A 14,045-nucleotide genomic window follows, 5' to 3' on the forward strand; every position below is an offset into this window, starting at 1 on the left:
CCCCGGTCCAGGGGGGCCCCGCCGCGCTCGGCACAAAAAGTCAGGCCGCCTTGCGGCGGCCTGAGCTCTTGATCGGATCGACCAGATTTGGTCGGGCAAGCCGGATTTGAACCGACGACCCTCAGTCCCCCAGACTGATGCGCTACCAGGCTGCGCTATTGCCCGTCAAGACGAAGGTAAAACCCTCGCGAGGCGGCGGACTATAGCCCCTGAAGGCGGGATGGGCAATGGTCTGGCGCGGTTTTTTCGCCAGATCGTTCCGGGAGGTCAAACCTTTGATTTTCCGGCGAGAATTGTCCTGATCTCGATCAGTTCGCGGCGCAATTCCTCGACGAGGCCGCGCCAATGGGCGGCATCGCCCGGAGACTCCGGCGCGGCTTCGGCCAAAGGGGCGGGGATTGATTCGCCGGCCTCGTCATCCGGCGCCGCCCCGATCGCCGCCCCGATCGCCGCATCGTCGTCGGCGACATCGCCAAACTCGGCCTCGGTATCGGGGTCGAGCACCGGCCGTGGCAGGGCCACCACGGGATTATGCTCCCGGTGCTCGGCCAGGCGCTCGGACAGGGGCTTGGCCACCGCGATCACGGTCGCGGCGCCATTCTCGCGCAGGACCTTCTGCACGCCCTTGATCGTATAGCCGTCGCTGTAGAGCAGATGGCGGATGCCGCGCAGCAGGGCGACATCCTCGGGCCGGTAATAACGCCGCCCGCCGCCGCGCTTCAGCGGCTTGATCTGGGGAAAGCGCGTTTCCCAGAAGCGCAGCACATGCTGCGGCACGTCGAGTTCGGCCGCGACCTCGGAAATGGTGCGGAACGCACCGGGCTGCTTGACCGGAGCGCGGGCCTCTGCGCCTTCACCCTTCACCGCAGGCCCGGGCATGGCGCCTTATCCGCGCTGCCGACCCGACAGGCCGGTATTGATATGGTCCTTGAGAACATGGGACGGGCGGAACACCAGCACGCGCCGGGGCTCGATCGGCACTTCCTCGCCGGTCTTGGGATTGCGGCCGACCCGGCCGCCCTTCTGCCGCACGGCGAAGGTCCCGAAGGAGGAGATCTTCACCGCTTCCCCCTCGACAAGGCTGGCGGCGATGGCATCGAGCACGGATTCGACGAGCTCTGCCGACTCGTTCCGGGACAGGCCCACTTCCTGATAGACCGCCTCGGCCAGATGAGCGCGCGTGATCGTGGTCGACATACATCCCCCTGCGGGCTTGCCCGCGCGGGCGCCCATCCGTGCAGGCGCATCCATGGAGCCTAGGATGACGGAATAAGCCCGTCAATATCAAGGGGATAGCTGACGCTCAGATCCTGACGAGGCAGGAGCCCCAGGTAAAGCCGCCGCCCATGGCCTCGAGCAGGACCAATTGCCCGGGCTTGATCCGCCCGTCGCCCATCGCCTCGGCGAGGGCGAGAGGCACCGAAGCGGCCGAGGTATTGCCATGACGGTCGACGGTGACGACGACTTTCGCCGTGTCGACGCCCAGCTTTTTCGCCGTGCCCTCGATGATGCGGTAGTTCGCCTGATGCGGCACGATCCAGTCGAGATCCTTGGGCGTGAGGCCGGTCGCGGCCAGGGCCTCGTTCACGGCATCGGCCAGATTGACCACTGCATGGCGGAACACTTCCTTGCCGGTCATCCGCAGATGGCCGACGGTCTGCGTCGTCGACGGGCCGCCGTCGACATAGAGCAGATCGCGGAAACGCCCATCGGCATGGAGATGGCTGGTCAGGATGCCGCGATCCGCGTTGGTCCCCGTCCCCTGCCCGGCTTCCAGCACGACGGCGCCGGCGCCATCGCCGAAGAGCACGCAGGTGGTGCGGTCGGTCCAGTCGAGGATGCGCGAGAAGGTTTCGGCGCCGATGACGAGGGCGCGCTTGTGCTGCCCGGCCTTCAGAAAATTATCGGCCGTCGCCAGGGCATAGATGAAGCCCGAGCACACCGCCTGAATGTCGAAGGCCGCGCCCTTGCGGATGCCGAGATTGGCCTGGACGATGGCCGCCGTCGCCGGGAAGGTGTAGTCCGGGGTCGCGGTCGCGAGAATGACCAGATCGATGTCGGCGGCGTCGCGCCCCGCGGCCTCGAGGGCGCGGCGGGCGGCCATGGTCGCGAGATCCGAGGTGGTCTCGCCATCGGCCGCGATATGACGCTGGCGGATGCCGGTACGGGCCACGATCCAGGCATCGTCGGTCGCGACCTGCTGCGCCAGTTCGGCGTTGGTCAGCACCCGCTCGGGCAGATAGCCGCCGCAGCCGAGAAGCAAGGATCGCGCGACGACACCACCCGGATTCATGATTGGACAGCTACCTGTTCTTCTGTTGAGTCTTCGGCCGACGCGAGGGCCGGGCCAATGCGCTTCAGATCGTCGAGCACGCGATCGACGAAACCGCCGATGGCCAGATCCGCCGCGATGCCGATGGCGGCGGCGAAGCCGACCGCGTTGGTGCCGCCGTGGCTCTTCACCACGAGGCCGTTGAGGCCAAGGAGTGCGCCGCCATTGTAGCGATTGGGATCGAGCCGCTCGCGCAGGGCCTGCAGCGCCGGCCGGGCGAGGAGATAGGCGATCTTCGACCAGATCGAGCGGCGGAAGGTGGCGGCGAGATAGGCCGAGATCAGCCGCGCCGTGCCTTCCTGGGTCTTGAGGGCGATATTGCCGGCGAAACCATCGGCCACGATGACGTCGGCCGTGCCCTGCGCGATGCCATTGCCTTCGACGAAACCGCAGAATTCAAAGGGCAGATCGGTCGCGTCGCGCAGCAGCTGGGCCGCGCCGCGTACCGCCTCATTGCCCTTCAGGTCTTCGGTGCCGATGTTGAGAAGGCCGACCTTCGGCCGCGGCAACCCGAGCGAAGCCCGGGCGAAGGCCGCGCCCATGAAAGCGAATTCGACCAGATTGCGCTCGTCGCAGCCGACATTGGCGCCAAGGTCGAGCATGATCGACTCGCCCCGGATCGTCGGCACGAAGGAAGCGATGGCCGGCCGGCTGATCGCCGGGGCCTTGCGCAGCAACAGCATCGCGATCGCCATCAGCGCGCCGGTATTGCCGGCGCTGACCGCGGCCTGCGCCTTGCCGTCGCGCACCGCTTCGCAGGCCATCCACATGGATGTGCCCTTGCCGCGGCGCATGGCGACGCTCGGCTTCTCGTCGGACGAGATCGCCGTCGTGGTATGAATGATCTCGCTGCAGTCGGCCAGTAGCGGCTGCCCCTTCACAAGGGGCGCCACCGCGGCCTCGTCGCCGAAGAAGACGAAGCGGACCTGGGGAAAACGCTCACGCGCGATGGCGGCACCATCGACGATCACCGAGGGGCCATTGTCGCCCCCCATGGCATCGACGGCGATCACCATCGGGGACATGGTCGCCATGCCCCGGTCGCTCCCGTCGTCAGGCCGCCGTGGTCGAAGCGACGACCTCGCGGCCGTCGTAATAGCCGCAAGCGCCGCAAACGTGATGCGGCAGCTTCAGCTCGCCGCAATTCGGGCACTCGTTCGACGCGACCGGGGTCAGCGCATGATGGCTGCGGCGCATGTCGCGGCGCGAGCTGGAAGTACGTTTCTTGGGAACAGCCATTTTATCAACTCGTTCTGGTTACGGGGACCAGCCCCGCCCGGGAAGCGGAGAACATACACGGAAAGTTCTCGAACTCAAGTGTCTCGCCCACCCTTGAGCACGGCAAAGGGGCGATGGGTGCCCTGCGCCTTCGTGGACTCGGCCTTTTCGGCCGCGTCTTCCGGCTCGGCGCGGTATTGCGCCGGGATTTCCGCCCCGGGCGCCCGCGGATAGGGATCGAGCGACAGGGCAAGCTCCTCGGCCACCACCTCGCCCAGATCGACGATACCATCGATCAGCGGCTCCGGCGGGTCTTCCGCGTCGGGATCGAACAGATCCTCGACCGAGAAGCCGGCCTCCGGGTCTTCGGCGCCAGGCTCGAAGACACGCTCGAACGCGACCTCGACATGGGCGGGCACGGGTTCGAGCGAGACGACGCAGGCCTGGGTCACGTCGGCGACCAGCCGGCCGGTGAGAGCAAGGCCATCGCGCCGGTGCGGGCGGAGTTCGATCTCGGCCCGCAGCGATTCGACCGAGATGATGTCGAAACGCCGGGCCAGCGCCGCGCATTCGGCCGGCGTCGCCGTCAGTTTCTCGGTCCGGCCGCGAACATGGACGCTTTCAGCCCGCAGGGGCCGGGAAAATTCGTAATTCGGGGTATCCGCGGTCATGACAATGTCTCCTGCAACGCGGGAGCGGCCGGCAAATCGCCAGCCAGGAAAACTTCAACCGGCGTCGCGGCGTAAAGCGCCGCGATCCGCCGGACGTGAATGGCGAGTTGCCGCACGAGTTCAGGCTCGATCTCGGCACCGCGATAGAGATTGCGAATCAGCGCCTCGGTCAGCGCCGTGTCGTCCGGCGCGGCCAGGGCCGCATCATAGGCCGAAAGCCGGCCGTAGAAAGCCTGGGCCATCTTCTTCACCCGGTGCGGCACGCCCTGATCGCCCACCCCCAGTTCGCGCAGGGTGCGATCCATGTCCGTGAACATCGAGTCGAAGACATTCTGCGACAGGCGGGCGACCCGCTTGTCCGACAGGCCCTTGAAGCGGTTCAGCAGCAGGATCACCTGCAGGGTGACCATGTCGAAGCGGCCGTCGATCGTGTCGGCGACGCCGAAATGGCGATAGAATACCGGCGCCCGCGCGCGATCGACCGCCGACGCGTAGAGCGTGGCCGCGATCCGCTGGTCCTGCCGATGGAACAAGCGCGACAACATGCGTCCGATACCTTCCTGCCGCTTCATCCCGTCGAATTGACAGGTCTCGCCCTCAATGACAAGGTGCCACGTCTCTATTTCACGCCCGGCGCGGCGTCGTGCCGGCCGTATTCGTGATGGACAAGTGTCACCCATGGCCGTTGAACGCTTCAACCTGCCGAGCCTCGCGGCTGCCGCCGCCCTTGTGGCCGGTCTTTCCCTCGGCGCCTGCGCGCCGCAGGTCGACGAACGCGGCTGGCGTCCGGACGATGTCGCGGTCACCGCGATCCGGCCCGGCGTCGACAACAAGGAATCCGTGATCCGCCTGCTCGGCACGCCGTCCACCGTCTCCAATTTCGACGATCAGTCCTGGTATTACATCTCGGCGACAACGCAGCGCCTGGCCTTCCGCCGCGACGAGCTGACGAATCAGGCCGTGCTGATCGTCAGTTTCGATCAGGCCGGCAATGTCACGGAAGTCTCCCGCCTCGACACCGAGGATGGCAAGGACGTGGCCATGAACCCGGACCGGACCCCGACCCTCGGCAACGAGCTGACGATCTGGCAGCAGCTGTTCGGCAATCTCGGCCGCTTCAATTCGCCGACCGGCGGCAGCGGCACCGCCCCGCTCCCCGGTGGCACCATAGGCCGGCCGTAAGGCAGCCTATATTTTTTCCGGAAAGGCCCCGCCGGTCGCGACCGGCGGGGCCTTTTCGTTTCAGAAGCGCGAGAGAATCGCCAGCAGCAGCAGCGCGACGATATTGGTGATCTTGATCATCGGGTTGACCGCGGGACCGGCGGTGTCCTTGTAGGGATCGCCGACCGTGTCGCCCGTCACCGCGGCCTTGTGGGCATCACTGCCCTTGCCGCCGTGGTGGCCTTCCTCGATGTATTTCTTGGCATTGTCCCAGGCACCGCCGCCCGCCGTCATCGACAGCGCGACGAAGAGACCGGTGACGATCACGCCCATCAGCATGGCGCCGACCGCCGAGAAGGCCGCCGTCTGGTCGGCGACCGCGAGGATGACGAAATAGAGCACCACGGGCGCGAGCACGGGCAGCAGCGACGGGATGATCATTTCCCGGATCGCCGCCTTGGTCAGCAGGTCGACGGCGCGGCCGTAGTCCGGCTTGGCCTTGCCCTGCATGATGCCCTTGATTTCCTTGAACTGGCGTCGCACCTCGACGACGACGGAACCCGCCGCCCGGCCCACCGCCGTCATGCCCATGGCCCCGAACAGATAGGGCAACATGCCGCCGACCAGAAGGCCGACCACGACATAGGGGTTGGACAGGTCGAAGGTCACCTTCAGGTCGCCGAAGAAGACCCTCAGGTCCTCGGTATAGGCGGCGAAGAGCACCAGCGCGGCGAGCCCGGCCGAGCCGATGGCATAGCCCTTGGTGACGGCCTTGGTCGTGTTGCCGACCGCGTCGAGCGCATCGGTCGTCTTGCGCACGTCCGGCGGCAGGTTGGCCATTTCGGCGATGCCGCCCGCGTTGTCCGTGACCGGGCCATAGGCGTCGAGGGCGACGATCATGCCGGCGAGCGCGAGCATGGTGGTCACCGCGATGGCGATGCCGAACAGGCCGGCCATCTGGAAGGTCGCGACGATGCCGACGCAGATGATCAGCGCCGGCACCGCCGTCGCCTCCATCGAGACGGCGAGGCCCTGGATCACATTGGTGCCATGGCCCGTGGTCGAGGCCTGGGCGACGGAACGCACGGGCCGGAAGGCGGTCGAGGTGTAATATTCCGTGACCCAGACCAGAAGGCCGGTGACGGCAAGGCCGACCAGCCCGCAATAGAACAGATGACGGCCGTCGAACGTATGGCCGCCCGCGGTCATCGGCGCCGTCATGTCGCCGAGCACGACCTGCGTGATCGGCCAGAGCGCTGCCGCCGACAGCACGCCGGTGACGATCAGGCCCTTGTAGAGCGCGCCCATGATGTTCTGCGAGGCGCCCAGGCGGACGAAGAAGGTGCCGATGATCGAGGTGATGATGCACACCCCGCCGATCGCCAGCGGATAGAGCATCATGGTCTTGGCGAGATCGCCCGCGAAGAAGATCGAGGCCAGCACCATGGTCGCGACCAGGGTGACGGCATAGGTCTCGAACAGGTCGGCCGCCATGCCGGCGCAATCGCCGACATTGTCGCCCACGTTGTCGGCGATCACCGCCGGGTTGCGCGGATCATCCTCGGGGATGCCGGCTTCGACCTTGCCGACGAGATCGGCGCCGACATCGGCGCCCTTGGTGAAGATGCCGCCGCCCAGGCGGGCGAAGATCGAGATCAGCGACGCGCCGAAGCTGAGCGCCACCAGGGGATCGATCAGGTCACGGCCGGTCGCGCCGATCTGCTGCAGCACCAGGTAATAGATGGCGACCGCCAGCAGCGCGAGGCCGACCACCAGCATCCCGGTGACCGCGCCCGCCTTGAAGGCGATGCCGAGGGCATTGGCGAGCCCGTCGCGCGCCCCCGCCGCGGTGCGGACATTGGCCCGGACCGAGACATTCATGCCAAGGTAACCCGCGGCGCCCGAGAGCACGGCGCCGATCACGAAACCGATGGCGACGAGAGGCCCGAGCAGGCCCCAGAGACCGGCCACGACGACGATGCCGACGATGGCGATGGTGCGATACTGGCGGTTCAGATAGGCGCGGGCGCCTTCCTGGATCGCGGTGGCGATTTCCTGCATCCTGACGGTGCCGGCATCGCGTGACAGGACGGATTTCGCCGCCCATACGCCATAGAGAAGCGCAAGCACGCCACACCCGATGACGCTATAAAGGCCGATGGTTGTGTCCATGATCTCCCCGCTCGTTTCCTCGGGTCGCCTGGGATGGGCGCCCCGCACCCTCGGTCCCCGGCTCTTGCCCGTGTCGACGGTGACAGAGAAGAGCCGGAGCCGCAATCAAGGTTAATCTACTCGCCGCGGTCGCAGCCCCCGCCACAGCAACAGGCATGAACCGGGACCGCCGGCACCGGCGCCGGACGCGCCCCGCCCCGGGCCGCCAGCGGCAGCGCGACGAGGGCGATGACCGCCAGTGGCAGGGCCGCGACCGGCACGCCATGCCAGCCGGTCCAGTTCAGCAGGACGCCCGACATGAAGGAGGCGATCGAAACGACGCCGAAGACGAGAAGATCGTTGGCCGCCTGGGTCTTGGCCCGCTCCGCCGGCGTGTAGCAGGTGGTGACGAGGCTGGTGGCCCCGACGAAGGCGAAATTCCAGCCAAGGCCGATCAGCACCAGCGCGATCCAGAACTGTTCGAGGCTGACACCGGAGAGCGCGACCGCCGCGCAGCCGACGATCAGCACGAGACCGGCCCCGATCACCCGGGTGACGCCGAAACGCTCGATCAGGCGGCCGGTGAAGAAGGAGGGCAGGAACATCGCCAGCGAATGCCACTGGATGACGAAGGCCGCGTCCTCGACCGTCAGGGAACAGGCGACCATGGCGATCGGCGTCGCCGTCATGACGAGGCTCATCGAGGCATAGGCGGCGATGCCGGTCGCCAGCGCCGCGATCATGCGCGGCTGGCGCAGGATCTCGGTCAGGGGCCGGCCGCTGGCATGGCGCTCCTCGGCGGCGAGATCCGGCAGGCGCAGGGCCGACAGCAGCGCCATGGACGCGAGCCCGAGCAGGATGACGACGACATAGGCCCCGACGAAGGGCAGACCCAGCACCATGTCCTTGGTGAATTTCACCAGCTCCGGCCCCGCCAGCGCCGCGGCGACGCCGCCCGCCATGACGAGGCTGATCGCCCGCGCCCGGTGCTCGGTCCCCGTCGCCTCGGCGGCGGCGAAACGATAGAACTGGGCGTTGGCGAAATACCAGCCACTGACCAGCGCCGCCCCGGTGAAGACCCAGAAATCGCCCCACAGGATGCCCAGACCATAGCCGACGCCGCCAAGAACCCCCGCGAGGGCGCCGAGCACGAAGGCCAGGCGGCGCCCCAGATGCTTGTGAACGAGGGCCGCCGGCAGAGTCGACAGGGCCGCGCCGACCATCACCGCCGTCACCGGCAGCGTCGCCAGCGACTTGTCGTCCGCCAGCATGTGGCCAACGAGACCGTTCAGGGTGAAAAGGATCGTCGTCCCGGTGCCATAGAGCGCCTGGCCAAGACCCAGCAGGATGACGTTACGCCTCTCGAGCGGCTGGAATCCCATGGCCCCTAGCCCTTCACCGGCAGGACGCTTTCGATCAGCACCCCGCGCACGTCGATGTCGCCCGCGGAGCGACGCAGGGCGTCGAGCACCCGCGCGCGGAAGACCGTATCGTCGAAATCCGCCGGGCCGTCACGGGTTTCGATCGGCTGGCGGGAAAAATCATTCATCAGGGCGGAGCGCATGTGGGCGTTGCGGTCGCGCAGCAGCAGGGCGGTCGCCTCGTCCTTCACCTCGACCTTGAACGAGAAGGCGATGTAGTTGCGGAAGGTTCCGCCGCGATAGGCTGGCAACAACACGTTCTTCATCTCGAAATAGGCGGCCTCGGGCAATTCGGGCAGGGTCGCGGGCGGTGGCGCCTCCGCCGCGGCCTCGTCCGCGCCCGGGGCCGCGAGGATGAAACCACCCAGATAGAGGCCGCCGACAGCCAGTCCGGCGAGAAGCAGCAAGGCGACAACCGCGATCATCCAGCGTTTCATCGCGCATCTTCTCCCCGGCCGACAGGATGGCGCCACCCCGTGCGGTCCAGTTCCAGGGGCGATCCTGCGCGGTCCAGGACGCGGACGCCTTGACCCTGCTCAAAGCGCCCGATCACGGAGACATCGGTGAGGGCCGCCGGATCGGCCTCGGGCGGCAGGGCGAAGACGAGTTCGTAATCGTCCCCCCCGGTCAGGATGGTGGCCAGAAGGCCGGGGGCGCGTTCAAGCGTCGCGCGCGCGGCCGGCGACAGGGGCACGGCCCCGGCCTCGATCACCGCGCCAAGGCCCGACTGTTCACAGAGATGGCCAAGATCGGCCACCAGCCCGTCCGAAACATCGCAGCCGGCACGGGCAAGCCCGCGCAGCGCGGCGCCCAGCGCCAGGCGTGGCCGGGGATAGCGATAACGCTCCTCGAGGTGATCGAGACCGGCGACGGCGACGCCCCGCAGGCGATGCGCGACATAAAGCGCGGCATCGCCGATCGTGCCCGAAACGCAGACGAGATCGCCCGGCCGGGCACCGGCGCGGCGAATCATGGTGCCCGTCGGCACCTCGCCGATCGCCGTGAGGGAGAAGACCGCCGGCCCCGGGGTCGAGACCGTGTCGCCGCCGACGAGGGCACCGCCGAATTCATCGAGATCGGCCCCGATCCCGGCGGCGAAACCCGCCAGCCAGGCCTCGTCGACCGTCGGCGGGATCGCCGCCGCCAGCAGGAAGGCCCGAGGGCTGGCGCCCTTGGCGGCGAGATCCGACAGATTGACCCGCATCAGCTTGGCACCGATCGCGGCCGGCGGATCGTCGGGAAAGAAATGCACGCCGCCGACGATCGCATCCTTGGTCAGGACGAGATCGAAACCGGGCCGGGGCGTCAGCAGCGCGGCGTCGTCGCCGAGACCGAAGGCGCCCGGCTCGCCCCTCGCGAGGGGAACGAAAAGCCGGGCGATGGTCTCGAACTCGTCCATCCCGGAAGGTCCGGGATCAGGCGAATTCAGCCGGGCGCAGGCGCCGCGCCAGCGTATTCAGGACGCCATTGGCGAAAGCGGGTTCGCTGCCGGCGAAGAAAGCATGGGCGACATCGAGATATTCGTTGATCACCACCCGGGCCGGGACATCGGGCCGGGCGAGGAATTCATAGATCGCCATGCGCAGGGTCGCGCGCAGGATCGAATCCAGCCGGTCCAGCGGCCAGTCGGCGGTCAGGGCGGGACCGATCAGCGTATCGATCTCGGCCCGGCGCTCGGAGGCGCCGCGCACCAGATCGCCGAAGAAGTCCTGATCCGCGTCATGCAGGCGCTCGCCCTCTTCCTGCTCGATGCCGAGGCGATGGACGACGAATTCCTTGACGACGCCGGTCGCCGGACGACCCGTCACCTCGATCTGGTAGAGCGCCTGAACGGCGGCGAGCCGGGCGGCGCTGCGCGCCTTCACCCCGGGCTTCGGCCGGCGCGGTGGCGGCGCGTGATCGGACGGGCCGCTCATGACGCCACCCCGAAACGCTTGCGCAATTCGATGAGGGCAAGGGCCGCCTCGGCCGCGCCGCCGCCCTTGTTCATCTCGTCCGGCAGGGCGCGGGCCCAGGCCTGCTCCTCGTTCTCGACGGTGAGGATGCCGTTGCCGATGGCAAGGCCGAGCGAGACGCCCAGATCCATCAGGCCGCGCGCGCTCTCGCCGCAGACGTAATCGAAATGGCTGGTCTCGCCCCGGATCACGCAGCCGAGGGCGACATAACCGTCGATCCGGCGCACGCGGTTGGCGCGCGACTGGCTGCCCTGTTCGGCGATACGGATCGCGGTCGGGATTTCGAGGGCGCCGGGAACGGTGATCCGTTCCCAGCTGGCGCCCGCCGCCTCGATCGCCGCCATGGCGCCGCGCAGCTGGGCATCGGCGATCGCCTGATAGAAGCGCGCCTCGACGATCAGGAGATGGGGGCCGCCGGCCGTCCCGCCCGAATAGGGCAGGCCGGGATCGCCGGCGTCGCTAGCCTTGGGTCGCATATCGTCTCAGCCGATCTTGAGCTGGCGTTGGTCGGTCACCTTGAGGTCGTAACCCTCGAGACCGACGATGGTCCGCCGCGTGTTGGAAAGCAGGATCATTTCATGGACGCCGAGATCGAGCAGGATCTGGGCGCCGATACCATAGTCGCGAAGCTCGTTCGGCGCCGGCGTGCCCGCGGATTTCGCCTCGGGATTCGCCATCGCGGTGACGAAATCGGTCATCGCCGTCTGGCGGCTGTCGCGGATCAGGACGACGACGCCGCGCCCTTCGCGGCCGATTTCATCCATCGACGCGGACAGCGGGCTGACACGGCCGCGCCGGTCGGCCAGCAGATCCTCGAAGACATTGACCGTGTGCATCCGCACCAGAACCGGGTCCGGCCCGGAAATATCGCCCTTCACGAGGGCGAGATGCTCGGTGCCGTCGACCTTGTTGCGGTAGACGAGCGCGCGGAACTGGCCGCCATGGGCGGAATCGATTTCCGTTTGCCCGACGCTGACGACGAGATTGTCCCAGCGACGGCGATAGGAAATCAGATCGGCGATGGTGCCGATCTTCAGGCCGTGGAACTGGGCGAATTTCACGAGGTCCGGCAGGCGGGCCATGGTGCCATCGTCGTTCATGATCTCGCAGATCACGCCCGACGGGTTCAGCCCGGCGAGACGGGAGACATCGACCGCCGCTTCCGTGTGGCCGGCGCGGACGAGAACACCGCCATCGCGCGCGACCAGCGGGAAGACATGGCCCGGCGTCGCCAGATCCTGCGGCCCCTTGGTCGGGTCGATGGCGACGGCGACCGTATGGGCGCGGTCATGGGCGGAAATGCCGGTGGTCACCCCTTCCCGCGCCTCGATCGAGACGGTGAAGGCGGTCTGATGGCGCGAGAGATTGTCCCGGCTCATCAGGGTAAGGCCAAGCTGTTCCACCCGCTGGCGGGTCATCGACAGGCAGATCAGGCCACGGCCATAGCGCGCCATGAAGTTGATCGCCTCGGGCGTCGCCATCTGGGCCGGGATGACGAGGTCGCCCTCGTTCTCGCGGTCCTCGTGGTCGACGAGGATGAACATCCGGCCATTGCGGGCATCCTCGATGAGGTCCTCGATCGGGGACAGCATATTCGTCCATTCGTTCATGCACGCCACTCCTGCAGTCGGGCCACATAGCGCGCGAGAACGTCGATCTCGAAGTTCAGCTGCGCACCGGGCACGATCAGCTCGCGCCGGAAAGTCGTCATCGTCTGTGTGTGGGGGATGACGTTGATGGTGAACAGGGCGCCATCGACCGCATTCACGGTCAGGGAGGCGCCATCGAGCGCGACCGAGCCCTTGGTCGCGACATAGCGGGCGAAGCCCTCGGGCGCCTCGATGGTGATCTTCAGGGAATCGCCCTCGGGCTCGACCGCCCGGACGGTGGCCAGCCCGTCGACATGGCCGGTGACGATATGGCCGCCCATCTCGTCGCCCACCTTCAGCGAGCGCTCGAGATTGACGAGGCTGCCCGGCGCCCAGCCGCCCAGCTTGGTCTTGCGCAGGGTCTCGGCTGAGGCATCGACCTCGAACCAGGCGGAAGCCCCGGCCTTGGCCGGCGCCTTGTCGACCACGGTCAGGCAGACGCCCGAACAGGCGATGGACGCGCCGATGGCGACGCCGGCCATGTCATAGGCGGTCTCGATGCGGAAACGGGTATCGCCGCGCCGCTCTACAGCGGCGATTCGGCCAACGTCGGTGATGATGCCGGTGAACATGATCGCCACTCTTAACGGGACAGACGGTAAATTTCCAAGAGGTCATCCCCGAGACGCTCGACCGCGTCCAGCGCATAGGTCGGCGCCAGCTTCAGCTTGTCGAGCCCGAGGGCGCCAACGGCGGGCCGGCCCTCGTCCCCGATGATGCTGGGGCCGCGGAACCAGTAGAGACGATCGACGAGGCGGGCATGGACGATGCTGGCGGCCACCTGACCGCCGCCCTCGACCAGGACCCTGGTGATGCCCTTCTCGGCCAGGCGCTTCATCGCCTGCGCCGGATCCGGATGGCCGCCCGGGCCACTCGGCACCTCGATCACCTCGACACCGGCCCTTGTGTAGACGCCGCGCCGCTCCGCCGGATTGCCGGCATTGGTGAAGAGAATGGTCGGCACTTCGCAGGCCGTGCGCACCAGATAATGGGTCAGCGGCAGGCGCAACCGGCCATCGGCGACGATCCGTACCGGCGAGCGGTGCGAAAGGCCCGGCAGGCGGCAGGTCAGCTGCGGATTGTCTGCGATCGCCGTGCCGACGCCGACCATCACCGCGTCATGTTCCGCCCGCAGCAGATGGGCGCGGGCGCGGGCCAGTTCGCCGGTGATCCACTGACTGTCGCCGGTTCGCGTCGCGATGCAGCCGTCGAGGCTGGTCGCCAGCTTCAGGGTGATCGTCGGCCGTCCGTCCAGCTTGCAGAAGAAGCCGGCGTTGAGGACTTGCGCCTCGCATTCCATGCAGCCGGTCTCGACCGCGATGCCGGCCGCCTTGAGCATGGCGAGGCCCCGCCCCGCGACCCGCGGGTCCGGATCGATGGTGGCGACGACGACTCGGGCGACGCCGGCCGCGACCAGGGCCTCGGCGCAGGGGCCGGTCTTGCCGTGGTGGGAACAGGGCTCCAGCGTCACATAGGCGGTGGCGCCC

The 14,045-nt window shown here is 67.7% G+C and carries 17 protein-coding genes and 1 tRNA gene; 1 reads left to right on the forward strand and 17 read right to left on the reverse strand.

Annotated elements, in window-relative coordinates; all coding sequences use genetic code 11:
- Positions 1–88 precede the first annotated feature (88 nt).
- The 8 genes from WAZ62_RS05765 to WAZ62_RS05800 all read right to left on the reverse strand — a co-directional run bounded on the left by WAZ62_RS05765 (position 89) and on the right by WAZ62_RS05800 (position 4,766).
- Positions 89–165 (reverse strand) — tRNA-Pro (locus tag WAZ62_RS05765).
- Between the two features lie 102 nt (positions 166–267).
- A complete protein-coding gene (locus tag WAZ62_RS05770; RefSeq protein WP_422642561.1) occupies positions 268–879 on the reverse strand; it encodes a MerR family transcriptional regulator in 612 nt (203 codons plus the stop codon).
- A 6-nt stretch (positions 880–885) separates the two neighbouring features.
- A complete protein-coding gene (locus tag WAZ62_RS05775; protein ID WP_422642562.1) occupies positions 886–1,197 on the reverse strand; it encodes an integration host factor subunit alpha in 312 nt (103 codons plus the stop codon).
- A 106-nt stretch (positions 1,198–1,303) separates the two neighbouring features.
- Complete coding sequence (locus WAZ62_RS05780; protein WP_422642563.1) at positions 1,304–2,293, reverse strand: beta-ketoacyl-ACP synthase III; 990 nt, start codon at positions 2,291–2,293, stop codon at positions 1,304–1,306.
- Positions 2,290–3,366, reverse strand: coding sequence for a phosphate acyltransferase PlsX (gene plsX, locus WAZ62_RS05785; RefSeq protein WP_422642564.1), 1,077 nt, complete (start codon positions 3,364–3,366; stop codon positions 2,290–2,292). Before plsX ends, WAZ62_RS05780 begins: the two co-directional genes overlap by 4 nt.
- Positions 3,367–3,385: 19 nt before the next feature.
- Complete coding sequence (gene rpmF / locus WAZ62_RS05790) at positions 3,386–3,571, reverse strand: 50S ribosomal protein L32 (protein WP_109907522.1); 186 nt, start codon at positions 3,569–3,571, stop codon at positions 3,386–3,388.
- Positions 3,572–3,645: 74 nt separating this feature from the next.
- Positions 3,646–4,221, reverse strand: a complete 576-nt coding sequence (locus WAZ62_RS05795; protein ID WP_422642565.1) for a YceD family protein — start codon at positions 4,219–4,221, stop codon at positions 3,646–3,648.
- Positions 4,218–4,766 (reverse strand): ubiquinol-cytochrome C chaperone family protein, encoded by a 549-nt coding sequence (locus tag WAZ62_RS05800; protein ID WP_422642566.1) that lies wholly within the window; start codon positions 4,764–4,766, stop codon positions 4,218–4,220. Before WAZ62_RS05800 ends, WAZ62_RS05795 begins: the two co-directional genes overlap by 4 nt.
- 133 nt (positions 4,767–4,899) lie before the next feature.
- Here WAZ62_RS05800 and WAZ62_RS05805 point away from each other — a divergent pair, with 133 nt between their 5' ends.
- Positions 4,900–5,403 carry an outer membrane protein assembly factor BamE gene (locus WAZ62_RS05805; RefSeq protein WP_422642567.1) on the forward strand — a complete coding sequence of 168 codons (504 nt, stop codon included), beginning with the start codon at positions 4,900–4,902 and terminating at the stop codon, positions 5,401–5,403.
- Between the two features lie 60 nt (positions 5,404–5,463).
- Here the strand turns inward: WAZ62_RS05805 and WAZ62_RS05810 are convergent, their stop codons facing one another.
- The 9 genes from WAZ62_RS05810 to ribD all read right to left on the reverse strand — a co-directional run.
- Complete coding sequence (locus WAZ62_RS05810; RefSeq protein ID WP_422642568.1) at positions 5,464–7,554, reverse strand: sodium-translocating pyrophosphatase; 2,091 nt, start codon at positions 7,552–7,554, stop codon at positions 5,464–5,466.
- Positions 7,555–7,670: 116 nt separating this feature from the next.
- On the reverse strand, positions 7,671–8,915 hold the full coding sequence (locus WAZ62_RS05815) for an MFS transporter (protein WP_422642569.1): 1,245 nt from the start codon (positions 8,913–8,915) through the stop codon (positions 7,671–7,673).
- Positions 8,916–8,920: 5 nt separating this feature from the next.
- On the reverse strand, positions 8,921–9,391 hold the full coding sequence (locus WAZ62_RS05820) for a hypothetical protein (RefSeq protein WP_422642570.1): 471 nt from the start codon (positions 9,389–9,391) through the stop codon (positions 8,921–8,923).
- On the reverse strand, positions 9,388–10,353 hold the full coding sequence (gene thiL / locus WAZ62_RS05825) for a thiamine-phosphate kinase (RefSeq protein WP_422642571.1): 966 nt from the start codon (positions 10,351–10,353) through the stop codon (positions 9,388–9,390). Before thiL ends, WAZ62_RS05820 begins: the two co-directional genes overlap by 4 nt.
- Before the next feature lie 16 nt (positions 10,354–10,369).
- Positions 10,370–10,870, reverse strand: a complete 501-nt coding sequence (gene nusB / locus WAZ62_RS05830; protein WP_422642572.1) for a transcription antitermination factor NusB — start codon at positions 10,868–10,870, stop codon at positions 10,370–10,372.
- The gene (gene ribH, locus WAZ62_RS05835) at positions 10,867–11,385 is read right to left on the reverse strand and encodes a 6,7-dimethyl-8-ribityllumazine synthase (RefSeq protein WP_422642573.1); all 519 of its coding nucleotides are present in this window, start codon (positions 11,383–11,385) and stop codon (positions 10,867–10,869) included. Before ribH ends, nusB begins: the two co-directional genes overlap by 4 nt.
- A gap of 6 nt (positions 11,386–11,391) precedes the next feature.
- Complete coding sequence (gene ribB, locus WAZ62_RS05840; RefSeq protein WP_422642574.1) at positions 11,392–12,519, reverse strand: 3,4-dihydroxy-2-butanone-4-phosphate synthase; 1,128 nt, start codon at positions 12,517–12,519, stop codon at positions 11,392–11,394.
- Complete coding sequence (locus tag WAZ62_RS05845) at positions 12,516–13,130, reverse strand: riboflavin synthase (protein ID WP_422642575.1); 615 nt, start codon at positions 13,128–13,130, stop codon at positions 12,516–12,518. The genes ribB and WAZ62_RS05845 overlap by 4 nt, the downstream gene beginning before the upstream one ends.
- A gap of 11 nt (positions 13,131–13,141) precedes the next feature.
- Positions 13,142–14,045, reverse strand: a 904-nt coding sequence (ribD, locus tag WAZ62_RS05850) for a bifunctional diaminohydroxyphosphoribosylaminopyrimidine deaminase/5-amino-6-(5-phosphoribosylamino)uracil reductase RibD (protein WP_422642576.1), incomplete at its 5' end; no start/stop codon positions are given.

The sequence above is a fragment of the Zavarzinia sp. genome (genome assembly GCF_049306435.1).
GTDB lineage: Bacteria > Pseudomonadota > Alphaproteobacteria > Zavarziniales > Zavarziniaceae > Zavarzinia.

Excerpts from the sequence above, each read along its gene's own strand:
- thiL (WP_422642571.1), bottom strand. The coding sequence starts at position 10,353 with ATGGACGAGTTCGAGACCATCGCCCGGCTTTTCGTTCCCCTCGCGAGG.
- WAZ62_RS05810 (WP_422642568.1), bottom strand. The coding sequence starts at position 7,554 with ATGGACACAACCATCGGCCTTTATAGCGTCATCGGGTGTGGCGTGCTT.
- WAZ62_RS05780 (WP_422642563.1), bottom strand. The coding sequence starts at position 2,293 with ATGAATCCGGGTGGTGTCGTCGCGCGATCCTTGCTTCTCGGCTGCGGC.
- WAZ62_RS05795 (WP_422642565.1), bottom strand. The coding sequence starts at position 4,221 with ATGACCGCGGATACCCCGAATTACGAATTTTCCCGGCCCCTGCGGGCT.
- ribH (WP_422642573.1), bottom strand. The coding sequence starts at position 11,385 with ATGCGACCCAAGGCTAGCGACGCCGGCGATCCCGGCCTGCCCTATTCG.
- nusB (WP_422642572.1), bottom strand. The coding sequence starts at position 10,870 with ATGAGCGGCCCGTCCGATCACGCGCCGCCACCGCGCCGGCCGAAGCCC.
- WAZ62_RS05770 (WP_422642561.1), bottom strand. The coding sequence starts at position 879 with ATGCCCGGGCCTGCGGTGAAGGGTGAAGGCGCAGAGGCCCGCGCTCCG.
- WAZ62_RS05815 (WP_422642569.1), bottom strand. The coding sequence starts at position 8,915 with ATGGGATTCCAGCCGCTCGAGAGGCGTAACGTCATCCTGCTGGGTCTT.
- plsX (WP_422642564.1), bottom strand. The coding sequence starts at position 3,366 with ATGGCGACCATGTCCCCGATGGTGATCGCCGTCGATGCCATGGGGGGC.
- WAZ62_RS05820 (WP_422642570.1), bottom strand. The coding sequence starts at position 9,391 with ATGAAACGCTGGATGATCGCGGTTGTCGCCTTGCTGCTTCTCGCCGGA.
- ribB (WP_422642574.1), bottom strand. The coding sequence starts at position 12,519 with ATGAACGAATGGACGAATATGCTGTCCCCGATCGAGGACCTCATCGAG.
- WAZ62_RS05800 (WP_422642566.1), bottom strand. The coding sequence starts at position 4,766 with ATGTTGTCGCGCTTGTTCCATCGGCAGGACCAGCGGATCGCGGCCACG.
- WAZ62_RS05805 (WP_422642567.1), top strand. The coding sequence starts at position 4,900 with ATGGCCGTTGAACGCTTCAACCTGCCGAGCCTCGCGGCTGCCGCCGCC.
- WAZ62_RS05775 (WP_422642562.1), bottom strand. The coding sequence starts at position 1,197 with ATGTCGACCACGATCACGCGCGCTCATCTGGCCGAGGCGGTCTATCAG.
- rpmF (WP_109907522.1), bottom strand. The coding sequence starts at position 3,571 with ATGGCTGTTCCCAAGAAACGTACTTCCAGCTCGCGCCGCGACATGCGC.
- WAZ62_RS05845 (WP_422642575.1), bottom strand. The coding sequence starts at position 13,130 with ATGTTCACCGGCATCATCACCGACGTTGGCCGAATCGCCGCTGTAGAG.